Origin of the sequence: Humidesulfovibrio mexicanus (assembly GCF_900188225.1) — a bacterium.
Taxonomy (GTDB): domain Bacteria; phylum Desulfobacterota; class Desulfovibrionia; order Desulfovibrionales; family Desulfovibrionaceae; genus Humidesulfovibrio; species Humidesulfovibrio mexicanus.
The window spans coordinates 676,129-688,466 of the sequence record NZ_FZOC01000001.1 but is presented as its reverse complement, the minus strand read 5'-3'; the positions used below and the strand labels follow the sequence as shown (position 1 = coordinate 688,466).

At 65.8% G+C, this 12,338-nt stretch carries 11 protein-coding genes; 5 read left to right on the top strand and 6 right to left on the bottom strand.

Features of this window, described 5'->3' with window-relative positions; translation table 11 throughout:
• Nucleotides 1-9: 9 nt before the first annotated feature.
• The 6 genes from zupT to CHB73_RS03230 form a co-directional block, all read right to left on the bottom strand.
• Entirely contained in the window at nucleotides 10-846 is an 837-nt protein-coding gene (zupT, locus tag CHB73_RS03255; protein ID WP_089272006.1) for a zinc transporter ZupT, read from the bottom strand.
• A gap of 152 nt (nucleotides 847-998) precedes the next feature.
• Nucleotides 999-1,727 carry an ABC transporter ATP-binding protein gene (locus tag CHB73_RS03250; RefSeq protein WP_089272004.1) on the bottom strand — a complete coding sequence of 243 codons (729 nt, stop codon included), beginning with the start codon at nucleotides 1,725-1,727 and terminating at the stop codon, nucleotides 999-1,001.
• 3 nt (nucleotides 1,728-1,730) lie between these two features.
• Complete coding sequence (livM, locus tag CHB73_RS03245; protein ID WP_089272002.1) at nucleotides 1,731-2,897, bottom strand: high-affinity branched-chain amino acid ABC transporter permease LivM; 1,167 nt, start codon at nucleotides 2,895-2,897, stop codon at nucleotides 1,731-1,733.
• Nucleotides 2,898-2,922: 25 nt separating this feature from the next.
• Nucleotides 2,923-3,825, bottom strand: a complete 903-nt coding sequence (locus CHB73_RS03240) for a branched-chain amino acid ABC transporter permease (RefSeq protein ID WP_089272267.1) — start codon at nucleotides 3,823-3,825, stop codon at nucleotides 2,923-2,925.
• Nucleotides 3,826-3,899: 74 nt separating this feature from the next.
• The gene (locus CHB73_RS03235; RefSeq protein ID WP_089271999.1) at nucleotides 3,900-5,066 is read right to left on the bottom strand and encodes a branched-chain amino acid ABC transporter substrate-binding protein; all 1,167 of its coding nucleotides are present in this window, start codon (nucleotides 5,064-5,066) and stop codon (nucleotides 3,900-3,902) included.
• 15 nt (nucleotides 5,067-5,081) lie between these two features.
• On the bottom strand, nucleotides 5,082-5,846 hold the full coding sequence (locus CHB73_RS03230) for an ABC transporter ATP-binding protein (RefSeq protein ID WP_089271997.1): 765 nt from the start codon (nucleotides 5,844-5,846) through the stop codon (nucleotides 5,082-5,084).
• A 244-nt stretch (nucleotides 5,847-6,090) separates the two neighbouring features.
• On the opposite strand from CHB73_RS03230, the gene CHB73_RS03225 reads away from it, so the two are divergent.
• The 5 genes from CHB73_RS03225 (at nucleotide 6,091) to CHB73_RS03205 (ending at nucleotide 12,338) form a co-directional block, all read left to right on the top strand.
• A complete protein-coding gene (locus CHB73_RS03225) occupies nucleotides 6,091-7,755 on the top strand; it encodes a chorismate mutase family protein (RefSeq protein ID WP_089271995.1) in 1,665 nt (554 codons plus the stop codon).
• On the top strand, nucleotides 7,712-8,008 hold the full coding sequence (locus tag CHB73_RS03220) for a hypothetical protein (RefSeq protein ID WP_143337297.1): 297 nt from the start codon (nucleotides 7,712-7,714) through the stop codon (nucleotides 8,006-8,008). The genes CHB73_RS03225 and CHB73_RS03220 overlap by 44 nt, the downstream gene beginning before the upstream one ends.
• Before the next feature lie 44 nt (nucleotides 8,009-8,052).
• Nucleotides 8,053-9,975 (top strand): aconitate hydratase, encoded by a 1,923-nt coding sequence (locus tag CHB73_RS03215; protein ID WP_089271991.1) that lies wholly within the window; start codon nucleotides 8,053-8,055, stop codon nucleotides 9,973-9,975.
• Between the two features lie 44 nt (nucleotides 9,976-10,019).
• Nucleotides 10,020-11,927: a peptidylprolyl isomerase gene (locus CHB73_RS03210; RefSeq protein ID WP_089271989.1), complete on the top strand. Its 1,908-nt coding sequence runs from the start codon at nucleotides 10,020-10,022 to the stop codon at nucleotides 11,925-11,927.
• A 126-nt stretch (nucleotides 11,928-12,053) separates the two neighbouring features.
• Nucleotides 12,054-12,338 (top strand): Lrp/AsnC family transcriptional regulator, encoded by a 285-nt coding sequence (locus tag CHB73_RS03205; protein ID WP_089271987.1) that lies wholly within the window; start codon nucleotides 12,054-12,056, stop codon nucleotides 12,336-12,338.

The window sequence follows — 12,338 nt, the reverse complement described above, 5'->3', positions numbered from 1 at the left end:
CGTTCCGGCCTACAGGAACAGCAGCAGGGACACGGCCATCACCGCCATGCCCGCGATGAGGCCGTATATGGCCAGGTGCGGCTCGCCGAACTCGCGCGCGGCGGGCAGGAGCTCGTCCAGGGAGATGAAGACCATGATGCCCGCCACCGAGGCGAAGAGCACGCCGAACAGCGTGGGCGAAAAGAAGGGCATGAGCAGCGCGTAGCCCACCACCGCGCCCACGGGTTCCGCCAGGCCGGAGAGGAAGGAGTAGCGGAAGGCCTTGGCGCGCGAGCCCGTGGCGAAGTACAGCGGAACGGACACGGCGATGCCCTCCGGGATGTTGTGGATGGCGATGGCCACGGCGATGGCCACGCCCAGGGCCGGGTCCGTGAGGGCGGAGGTGAAGGTGGCCAGTCCTTCGGGAAAGTTGTGGATGCCGATGGTGAGCGCGGTGAACACGCCCACGCGCTTGAGCTTGGCGAAGTCGTGGGCCTCGTTCTTGGGCAGCGTTTCGTAGCGCTGGTCCATTTCCTCGATGGAGTGCAGCTCGTGGGGGTTTTCGTAGCCGGGTACCAGCTTGTCTATGAGGGCGATCAGGGCGATGCCGCCGAAAAAGGCCGCCGTGGCGATCCATGCGCCGCCCGCCACGCCCCAGTCGGGCGTCAGGGCCTCGCGCGCCTTGGAGAGGATCTCCACAAAGGACACGTAGAGCATGACTCCGGCGGAGAACCCCAGGGACATGGACAAGAAGCGCGTGTTGGTCTGCCGGGTGAAGAAGGCCAGGGCGCTGCCCAGGCCCGTGGAGAGCCCGGCGAAGAGCGTGAGCCCGAAGGCCATGAACAGGGTCTGAGGATCGGCGTTCATGGCCGCATCCTAGCCGACAACGGCACGGGACGCCAGTGGGGGGGCTGGGGCAAAATGTCTCCGGAAGCCGCACGGGCCACCGGGGGGATCTGTTTGAACGAAATGTGGAAAACTGTGTTCGCAGACTGTTCGTCCGCTGTTCGCAACCCCGGCTATTCGCCCAAATAGGCCTTGCGGATGGCCGGGTTGGCCAAAAGCGACGCGGCGTCGTCCTCCATGACCACGTTGCCGGTCTCCAGCACGTAGCCCCGGTTGGAGTGCTTGAGCGCCAAGTTGGCGTTCTGCTCCACCAGCACAACGGTCACGCCGTCCACGTCGTTGATCTCCTGGATGATGCGGAAGATCTGGTGCACGATGAGCGGAGCCAGGCCAAGGGACGGCTCATCCAGCAAGAGCAGTTTGGGGCGGCCCATGAGGGCGCGGCCCATGGCCAGCATCTGCTGCTCGCCGCCGGAGAGGGTGCCGCCGTGTTGTCTGCGCCGTTCCAGCAGGATGGGAAACATCTGGAACACGCGGTTCTTGTCGTGCTCTATGCCTTCGGCGTCCTTGCGGAAGAAGGCGCCCATGTCCAGGTTTTCCTCAACGGTCAGCCGGGGGAAGATGCGGCGGCCTTCCGGCACCTGGCACAGGCCCTTTGCGGGCAACAGGTCGGCGGCCAGGCCGTCGATGCGCGCGCCATCGTACCAGACCTCGCCGGAAACCGGCTTGAGCACCCCGCAGATGCTCATGAGGGTGGTGCTCTTGCCTGCGCCGTTGGCGCCAATGATGCTCACCACCTCGCCGGGGTAGACCTTGAGGGACACCTCGTGGATGGCCTTGATGCGGCCGTAGGCGCTGGTGACGTTCCTGAGTTCGAGAATGGGGGGGGGCGTCTGGGGCATGGGCTAGTCCTTCTCCTCGCTGCGGGCGCCCATGCGCTTGGCGGGCCACAGGCCCCGCGGGCGGAAGATCATCATCACGGCCATTACCCCGCCGAACACGAACATGCGGTACATCTCGAATCCGCGGAACACCTCGGGCAGGGCGATGAGCGCCAGCGACCCCAGGATGACGCCGGGGATGGAGCCCATGCCGCCCAGCACCACCATGGCCAGCACCATGGCCGACTCGATGAAGGTGAAGGATTCCGGCGAGACGAACTTCATGCGCGCGGCGAAGAAGCTTCCGGCAAGGCCGCCGAACACCGCGCCCAGGGCATAGGCCAGGAGCTTCAGCCGGAAGGTGTTCACGCCCATGAGCTCGGCTGCGGTCTGGTCCTCGCGCACGGCCTCGAAGGCGCGGCCGATGCGCGAATAGTTGATGCGGTACACGGCCAGGATGGTGAACACGGCCAGCGCCAGGATGACGAAGTACAGCTGCTCCAGATGGTTCAGCCAGATGTGCTCGAAGCTTCCGTCCTTGAACCAGTAGGCCCCAGGGGACTTGATGCCGAGCACCCCGTTGGGACCGTTGGTGAGGCTCATCCAGTTGTTGATGACGATCCGCACGATTTCGCCGAAGCCCAAAGTGACGATGGCCAGGTAGTCGCCGCGCATCCGCAGGGTGGGGTAGCCGATGATGCAACCCGCGATGGCCGAGAAACAGGCCGAAATGGGCAGGCACAGCCAGAAGGACAGTTCGAAGTGCACGGACAAGAGGGCATAGGTGTACGCGCCCACGCCGAAGAAGGCGATGTAGCCGAGGTCAAGCAGGCCGGCCAAGCCCACCACGATGTTCAGCCCCAGGCCCAGCATGATGTACACCAGCACGCTGATGGCCACGTCGTGGGCGTAGCGTTCGGTGAAGAAGGGGAAGGCGATGGCGCAGGCCAAAAGCAGGCTCAAGGACAGCCAGCGGGGCACGCGCCCGGCGGCGGCGGAAACGGCCTCCCCCACGGCCCGGCTGGGCGCTTCGAGGAAGCGGAACAGCCCGCCCTGCTTGAGCTGGTAGAGCGCCACGAGAATGGCGGCGGCCACGGCCACCTTGAGCCAGACGGCGAAGCTGCCCGCGAACTGGAGGCCCTCGGGCTTGATGCCCAGCAGCGGCCAGAGCAGCAGGTAGAACCAAGCCATGGCTACGCCATAGCCGAGCCAGAGCTTAGACGCGCGTATCGTCAACGTTTTCTCCCATGATGCCGGTGGGCATGAAATACAGCACGGCAATGAGGATGATGAAGGCGAACACGTCTTTGTATTCGCTGGAGATGTATCCCGCGGCCAAGACCTCGATCATGCCGATGAGGAGCCCGCCGAGCATGGCGCCGGTGATGTTGCCGATGCCGCCCAGCACCGCCGCCGAAAAGGCCTTGATGCCGGGGACGAAGCCCATGTCGTAGCGCACGGAGCCATAATAGAGCCCCACCATGATGCCGGCCGCGGCGGCCAGCCCCGCGCCGATGGCGAAGGTGATGCTGATGATGCGGTTGGAGTTGATGCCCACCAGGGCGCTCATGGTCTTATCCTGGGCGGTGGCGCGCATGGCCTTGCCGATGCGCGTCTTGAACACGAGCAGGTTCAGCGCCACCAGCAGAAAGGCCGTAAGGCCCACGATGATGACCTGCATCCAGGAGACCACGGCCCCCCCCATCTCGAAGCCTCCCTGGACCATCTCCGTGGGGTAGGCGCGGTCGTACACGCCCTGGGTAAGCATGAGGCCGTTTTGCAGAAATATGGACATGCCCAGCGCTGAGAGCAGCACGGACAGCCGCGAGGACTGGCGCAAGGGCCTGTAGGCGACCTTTTCCACGGCCATGGCGAGCATGGCGCAGTAGCCCATGGCCAGCAGGAGCGCCGCGCCCAGGCACACGGCCGGAGGAAAGCCCTGGGAGAACAGCCAGCTGATGAGGATGACCCCCATGTAGCCGCCAGCGGCGTAGATTTCGCCGTGGGCGAAGTTGATGAGCTGGATGATGCCGTAGACCATGGTGTAGCCAAGGGCCACCAGGGCGTACACCCCGCCAAGGGTGATGCCGTTCACGAGCTGCTGGAGAAGGAATTCCACGTGGGTATGCGCCTTTTGCAGGCGGGGGCCCCGCAGGACCCCCGCCATTGTGTCACAGGATTGGGAAGCCGGACCTACTTCGCGAAGAGCTCGCCGGTCTCGGGGTTCCAGTAGTTGGTGAACGTGCCGTCCTTCACCACCTGGATGACATAGTTGGAGCCGGAGTCCCCGTTCTCCTTGTACTTGATCTTCTTGGAGGCGCCGTTGAACTCAAGCTTCATGAGCTCGGCCTTGACCTTTTCGGGGTCGGTGGATCCGGCGGCCTTCACGGCCTTCAGATAGGCCACGGTGGAGTCGTAGGAGTAGGCGGAATACGCGCCGGGCTCGCCGTACTTGCCCTTGTAGGCCTCGTAGAACTTCTTGTACTCCGGGGTCTCCTTGTCGGTGTAGCCGAAGGTCAGAAACACGCCCTCGGCGTCCTTCTTGGCCAGCTCCATCAACTGCGGGTGGTACACGGCGTCCTGGGCCAGGATCTTGGCCTTGATGCCCATGCGCGCGGTCTGGATGAGCATGGGAGCGGCCGAAGCGCTGTTCTGCAGGCTCACGTAGAACACGTCGGGCTTGGCGGCCTTCACCTTGGTCAGCACGGCGGAGTAGTCCTTGTCGCCCTGGTTCACATGCTCGTGGCCCAGCATCTGCAGACCCGCGTCGGCGGCCAGCTTCTCCACGTTGTCGGCCAGGCCCTGGGAGTAGGTGGTTTTGTCGTCCACGATGTACACGGTCTTGGCCTTGAGCTGGTCGGTCATGAACTTGATGGCGGCCTTGCTCTGGTCGTCGTCGCGGCCGCAGGTGCGGAACATGTAGGGCATTCCGCGCTCGGTGACCTTCTCGCTGGTGGAGGCCGGGGTGATCATGAATATCTTGGCGCTGATGAGCGGCTCGGAGGCGGGGATGGTGGCGCTGGAGCAGTACGCGCCGATGACGGCGGTGACCTTCTCGTTGATGAGTTTGTTGGCGGCGGCCACGGCCTGGCGCGGATCGCAGGCGTCGTCTTCGGACTGCAGGGTCACGGGGCCCAGCGCGCCCATTTCGGGGTTCATGACCTCGATGGCGGCCATGACGCCGTTCTTGATGTCGTTGCCGTCGGCGGCGTAGGGGCCGGTCAGGGGGCCCAGGCTGCCGATCTTGATGCCGGCCACAGGGGCCTCGGCCGTTTTCTCTTCCTTCTTCTCGCCGCCGCAGCCAAAGGCCACCAGCGAGGCGAGCGCCAGCATGGACAGCAGTTTGAACGCACGTTTCATCAGTCAATTCCCCCTTTAGTGATGTTCGTTCCCCAAATATGCCTCGATCACCCTGGGGTCGCGCTGAATCTCTTCAGGCTTGCCTTCGGCGATCATCACGCCGTGATCCAGCACGACGATGTGGCGGCAAATGCCCATGACCACCTTCATGTCGTGTTCCACCATGAGGATGTTGATGCCCAGAGAGCTGATGCGGGCGATGGTGTGCATCAGCTCGCGGCTTTCCGCCGGGTTCAGTCCGGCGGCGGGTTCGTCCAGCAGGATGGTCTTGGGCTCGCTGGCAAGCGCCCGGGCGATCTCCAGCCTGCGTTGCAGCCCGTAGGCCATGTTGGAGGCCAGTTCGTGGGCGAAACCGCCCAGGTCCATGAACTCCAGCGCAGCCAGGGACTTCTCGCGGATGCGCGCTTCCTCCCGCTTTTGCGCGCGCGTGCGCAGCACGGCCCCCAGCACGCCGGCCCTGGTGCGGCAATGCTGGGCCACCATGACGTTTTCAAGGGCCGTCATGTTCTGGAACAGGCGGATGTTCTGGAAGGTGCGCGCCACGCCCATGGCCAATATTTTGTGCGGCCGCATTCCGGAAAGGGGCGCGCCGTCGTAGCGCACCTGGCCCGCGCTGGTTCTGTAGACCCCGGTGATGACGTTGAACACGGTGGTCTTGCCCGCGCCGTTGGGGCCTATGAGCCCGACGATGTCGCCCTCGCGAACGCGGAAGGAGACGTCGGTCAGGGCCTGCAAGCCGCCGAAGCGGACGCTGATGTCGGAAAGTTCAAGATTTGCCATAGGTGGCGCGCAGTATAAAGACTCCTGGTGAATAAAATCAAGCGTGAAGATTTGCAAAAAATGTAAGCGCAGGGTTTAGTCGTGTTTTTGCGGCGGGTTTGTTGTAAAAAAATGACATGCGCAGAATATTCTTCGAGAATCAAGCCTTCTCGCCGACGGGATTTCCCGTTTGCGGCCAGGCTTGCCCGCCGGGTAAATTCGGGCTATGAGTCCCTTTTTACACTACCCCCGGAAAAGGGAATCCATGACCGACAGCCCCATCGCATTTGACAAGGGACCGCGCCACAGGACCGGCATCCTGGAGGATTTGCTCGACATTGACGCCCGTCTGCTGGCCCAGGTGGCCCGCAGGATGAAGCTGGTGCAGCGCGCCGCCAAAGGGCGGCAGGTGCTGGACCGCGACCTGGAGAAGCAGCTCTGGAGCGCCTTCGACCAGATGAGCCGTCAGCAGGACCTGGACCCGCGCCTTACTCGCCAGCTTTTCGCGCTGCTGGGCGCTTTCGGCCTGGAGGCCCAGTCCCAGCGCCGTGCGGCGGACAAGCCCTTCACCCTTGCTCCCCGCTCCGAAAGCGTGGACATGGACATCACCGGCCCGCGTTCCCGCGCCCGCGTCAGGCTGCTGGCCCTGCTGGCCGCGGCCACGGGGCAGTCCCTGCGCATTGGCGGGGTGGTCCTCTCCGACCCGCTCATCGAGCTGGTGAAGGCGCTCAACCAGTGCGGGGCGCACCTTTCCTGGACCGACGACGCCCTGGAGGCCGCAGGGCTGGAGAAGACCTCCGACGAGTTTCCCCTGCATTTCGAAGACGCGCTCGTCTTTGCCGGCGAGGAGCCCTTCACCCTGTATGCGCTCATCGCCCTGGCCCTGCGCGACGCGGGCCGAAGCAAATTCGCCGGAGGCGTGGGCCTGAAGTCCCTGGACCTCCGGCCGCTCGACGCCCTACTGCCCCAGCTGGGCGCACGTCTTGCGCCCATGAACCCCCGCACCCGCGGCCTGCCCGCCAGGCTGGAGTCCGGCGGCCGCATGGCCTCGCGCATCGAGCTCGCCCCGGAAACCCCGGCGCTCTTCGCCCAGGCCCTGGCCACGGCCGCATGGAGCTATCCCGAGGGCCTGCGCATCGCCTTGTGCCGTGAGCCCCGCGCCGCCGCCGCCCAGGCCGAGGCCTTGGACGAGGCCGTGGCCGTGTTGACCCTGTGCCAGGTGAAGGCTGGGCGCAAAGGTGACGAATATGTCATTTCTGCCGGTTCTCCCCGCGTGCCCAAGGCCCCGGCGCTGCCGCTGGACCCGGCGCTGTGCGCCTATGCCCTGGCCGTGCCCGCGCTGGCCGGCGGGTTTGCCCGCCTGTCCGGCGAGTTGGCGCTGTCCGCCCAGGTTCTTGCGGATTTCAAGGCCCTTGGCCTGGCCCCGACCTTCGAGGGCGGCGCGGCCGTATGCCGGGGCGCGGCCCTCAACCCCGGCCAGACCTTGGGCATGGGGCGCGATCCGCGCTACCTGCCGCTGGCCCTGGCCCTGGCCCTCAAGGCTGGCGGTGCGCGTGTGGCCTTGCCCGCAGGCGCGCAGGGCTCCGCCGCGCGCGTGTGGATCATGGACCTGCTGGATCGTTTGGGCGCGCGTTTTACCGCCGACGATGGCCCGGACGGGGACAGCCTTGAGGTGACGAGCGGCCCCACCGCCCCGTGGGAGGGCGTGTGGACCGCGCCGGACCCCTGGGCCACCCTGGGCTTGGCGCTCATTTCCTTTGTCCGGCCGGGCATCGCCCTGGACAATCCCGGCGGCCTGGCCGCCCTGTGGCCCAGGTTCTGGGCGTTGTTCAACTCCCTGCCCGTGGCGCGCGACATCGCGCCCGCCCCCAAGGAGCCCGAGAAGCATGACGCAAAGCCCAAAAACCGCAGAGTCAGAATCTCCGGCTGAGGCCATCTCCCGCTGCGAGGCGGAGATGGCGGCCTTTGCCGTGGAGCGTGACGCCTGCGTGGCCAAGTGCCGCGAACTTTTGGCCGCGGAGGACCCCGCCAAGGGGGTTTTTCACGCGGCTGAAATCTTCCGCCTGCAGCAGGACAAGCTGCGCCTTGAGGTGGAGATGGAGTTCCGGCGCAAGAAGATCAACCGCATCCGTCTCGGCATCAGCGAGGACGACGTGACCCGCGCAGGCGGGCTCGCTTTTTAGCGGCGTCCCTGACATTCCAGGAAGCACAAGGAGCACAGCGAAACATGGCCAAAGCGCGCAACCTCGTCCAGAAGATCATCGCCCAGCACCTCGTTTCCGGCAAGATGACGCCGGGAGCCGAGATCGGCCTGCGCATCGACCAGACCCTGACGCAGGACGCCACGGGCACAATGGCCTACCTGCAGTTCGAGGCCATCGGCATTCCCCGCGTGCGCACCGAGCTTTCCGTGAGCTACGTGGACCACAACACGCTGCAGACCGGCTTCCGCAACCCGGACGACCACCGCTACCTGCGCACCATCGCCGCCAAATACGGCATCGTGTTTTCGCCCCCGGGCACGGGCATTTGCCACCAGCTGCACCTGGAGAATTTCGCCAAGCCGGGCAAGACCCTCATCGGCTCCGATTCCCACACGCCCACGGCGGGCGGCGTGGGCAGCCTGGCCATGGGCGCGGGCGGGCTTTCCGTGGCGCTCGCCATGGCTGGCGAGCCGTACATGCTGCCCATGCCCAAGGTGGTGCGGGTCCGGCTTGTGGGCCAGCTTGTCGGCTGGGCCAGCGCCAAGGACGTGATCCTGCATCTGCTGGGGCTGCTGTCCGTCAAGGGCGGCGTGGGCAAGGTGATGGAGTTCTCCGGTCCCGGCGTGGCCACCTTGACCGTCCCGGAGCGCGCCACCATCACCAACATGGGCGCGGAGCTGGGCGCAACCACCAGCATCTTCCCCAGCGACGCCCAGACCAAGAAGTTCCTGGCGCGCATGGGCCGCCCCGAGGATTTCGTGGCCCTTTGCGCCGACCCCAGGGCCACCTACGACGAGGAGGTCGAGATCGACCTCTCCGCCCTTGCCCCGCTGGCCGCGGCCCCGCACATGCCCGACCGCATGGTGCGCATCAAGGATCTGGACGGAATGCGCGTGGACCAGGCGGCGATCGGCTCCTGCACCAACTCCTCCTACACCGACCTCAAGGCCACGGCCGAGATTTTGCGCGGCAAGCGCATCGACCCGGCCTGCGACCTGCTCATTGCGCCGGGCTCCAAGCAGGTGTTGAAGCTGCTCACCGCCGAGGGTCTGCTGGACGTGCTGCTCGACGCTGGCGCCCGCATTCTTGAGTGCGCCTGCGGCCCCTGCATCGGCATCGGCGGTTCGCCGGTCTCCAAGGGCGTGTGCGCGCGCACCTTCAACCGCAACTTCGAGGGCCGCAGCGGCACCCAGGACGCCCAGGTGTACCTGGTGAGCCCGCAGACCGCCGCCAACGCCGCGCTGGCCGGAAAGTTCACCGATCCCGCCACCTGGGGTTCGGCCCCGGTCAAGGCCGAACTGCCCCGGCGCGTACCGGGCATCCGCCAGCTCTTCGTGTTCCCGCCCGAGGAAGGCCGCGACGTTGAGATCCTGCGCGGCCCCAACATCGTGGCCCTGGAGCGCTTCTCCGCCCTGCCCGCCAGCCTGGAAGGCAAGATCGCCCTCAAGGTGGGCGACAACATCACCACCGACCACATCATGCCCGCGGGCGCGGCCATCATGGCGCTGCGGTCCAATATCCCGGCCATCAGCCGCCACGTGTTCGAGAAGGTCGATCCCGACTTCGTCTCCCGCATCGAGGCCTTGGGCGGCGGCTTCATTCTGGGCGGCGAGAACTACGGCCAGGGCTCCAGCCGCGAGCACGCCGCGCTGGCCCCGCGCCACCTGGGCGTCAAGGCCGTCATCGTCAAGAGCCTGGCGCGCATCCATCGCGCAAACCTGGTCAATTTCGGCATTCTGCCGCTGCTGCTCGTCAACAAGGACGACTACGACACCCTGGCCCAGGGCGCTTCGCTCACCATCCCCGTGGCAGACATCCGGCCCGGCAAGGCCGTGGACATCGCCGTGGAGGGCGGGGCAAAAGTGGCCGTAACAAATGATTTGACGACCAAGGAACTGGAGATTATCCAATCGGGCGGACTGCTTAACACCGTCCGCCTGTCCTAGCGCGCCAGCCAGCCGCCAACCGACCGCCAAGCACCGGAGACACCATGCTCGAAAGGTTACGCCAGAACGCCCAGAGCTGGGGCATCAAGATCGCCTTCGGCATCATCATCGTCGTGTTCGTGTTCTACTTCGGCATGGGCAACTTCTCTGACAAGAAGGAGCCCGTGGTCGCCTATGTGGGCAAGGACGCCATCAGCGCCCGCGAGTTCCAGAAGGCCTACGAGGACGCGGTCACGTCCATGCGCCGGCAGAATCCCGGCGCCAGCGCCGAGGAGCTCAATACGCCCCAGTTCAAGCAGGCCATCCTGGCCGAACTGGTGAACACCAGGCTGCTGCTGGCCGCCGCCCGCGACATGGGCGTCACCGTGTCCGCGCCGGAACTGCGCGCGGTCATCAGCAGCATCCCGGCGTTCCACGGGGCCAACGGGGCTTTCGATCCCGCCATCTACAAGAATTCCCTGGCCCAGAACCGCACCACGCCCAAGGTCTTTGAGGACGAGCTCAAGACCAGCCAGATCATTCAGAAGCTGCAGGGCTTTTCGGCCGTGGCCGCCTGGGTCTCCGAGCCCGAGGCCAAAGGTCTGTTCCAGTGGGCGCGCGAGACCGTGCGCGTGGACACCCTGGCGTTTCCGCTTGCGGCCCTGGCCGGTGAGGTGAACCCCGGCGAGGAGCAGCTCAAGGCCCAGTACGAGGCCTCCAAGGATCGCTACAAGGAGCCCGCGCGCATCCGTCTGGAGTATCTCCCCATCAGCATCGCCGACCTGGCCGCCGCCCAGAAGGTGAGCGACGAGGACGTGCGCAAGCAGTACGAGGCCAACGCCGACGCCTTCAAGCATCCCGCGCAGCTGCGCGCCCGGCACATTCTGCTGCAGGTGCCCGAAAACGCCCCCCAGAACGTCGCGGACACGGTGCTCGCCACGGTCAAGGGGATTCAGGAGCAGCTCAAGAAGGGCGCCAGCTTCGAAGCCTTGGCCAAGAAGTTCTCCCAGGACCCCGGCAGCGCAAGCAAGGGCGGCGAGCTGCCCTGGTTCGCCGAGGGGGCGATGGTCAAGCCTTTCGAGGACGCGGCCAAGGCGCTCAAGCCTGGACAGGTGAGCGAACCCGTCCGCACCCAGTTCGGCTGGCACCTCATCAAGCTTGAGGCCGCGCGCCCGGCGGGCAAGGTGGCCCTTGAGGAAGCCGCCCCGGAACTGCGCAAGCGCATGGCCGAGGAACGCGCCAGCGAGAAGATCAATGAAATTCTGGACCAGAGCATGGACGAGATCGCCGCCGGGGTCAAACTGGGCAAGATTGCCCAGAAGCTTGGCTTGGCCACCCAGAAGAGCGACATGCTCGACATGGCGTCCGTGCAGAGCCAGTTCGGCCTCAAGAAGGAGGCCGCGGAGACCCTGTTCGCCCTGGCCGACGGCGAGGGCGCCAAGACCCCGCTGTCCATGGAGCCCGCGCGCGGGTATCTGCTGGCCGAAAGGATCGAAGGCAAGCCGGAGGCCGTGCTGCCCTTTGAGTCCGTGAAGGACAAGGTGCTGGCCGAAGTGAGGCGCGAGGAGACCCGCAAGTTGGCCCTGGAAAAGGCCAAGGCCGTGCTCGCCCAGCTTTCCGGAGCCGATGCCGCCGCCGCAATGGCCCAGCACAAGGCCGAGATCAGGACCAGCTCCCCGCTGGACCGCCAGGGAGCAATCGCCCTGGCCGGAGGAAACCCGCAGTTCGTCCAGGACATCTTTTCCGGAGCTGCCGGGGTGTGGCTCAAGCAGCCCTATGAACTGCCCGATGCTGTCGTTCTTGCCCGCGTGGGCGAGCGCATCCCCGCCCCGGAGGGCGAGTGGGACAAGGAAAAACGTTTGTGGATGAGCCAGGGCGCGGCGGCCTTCCGGCAGGAGCTGTTCGAGGCCCTGCTCAAGAACCTGCGCGCCACCGTCAAGGTGGAGATCGTCCGCCAGGATCTGCTGAACTAGCCCGTGCAACCAGGACACGCAAAGGGGGGACGGCAGCGGCCGTTCCCCCTTTTTTGCGCCCGCCAAACCGCATCCCCTTTGACCAAGCCGAGGCAAAGCGGTAGTGTGCCGCAACGGAGGATCGCCATGACCAACGCAATCGTGCTCATGCACGTCCAGCCCACGGCCATCAACGTGGTGGCCCAGAAGCTGGTGGCCATCGAGGGCATCAGCGAAGTGCATTCCGTGGGCGGCCGCTATGACTTGGTCGCCATCATCCGCGCCAAGGACAACGACGATCTGGCCGCCATCGTCACGGAGAAGATGCTGCTCATCCAGGGCATCACCGGCACGGAGACGCTCATTTCCTACCGCGTCATCTCCAGCTACGACATCGAGAGCACCTTCTCGCTCGGCGGCGAGCGGATCTAG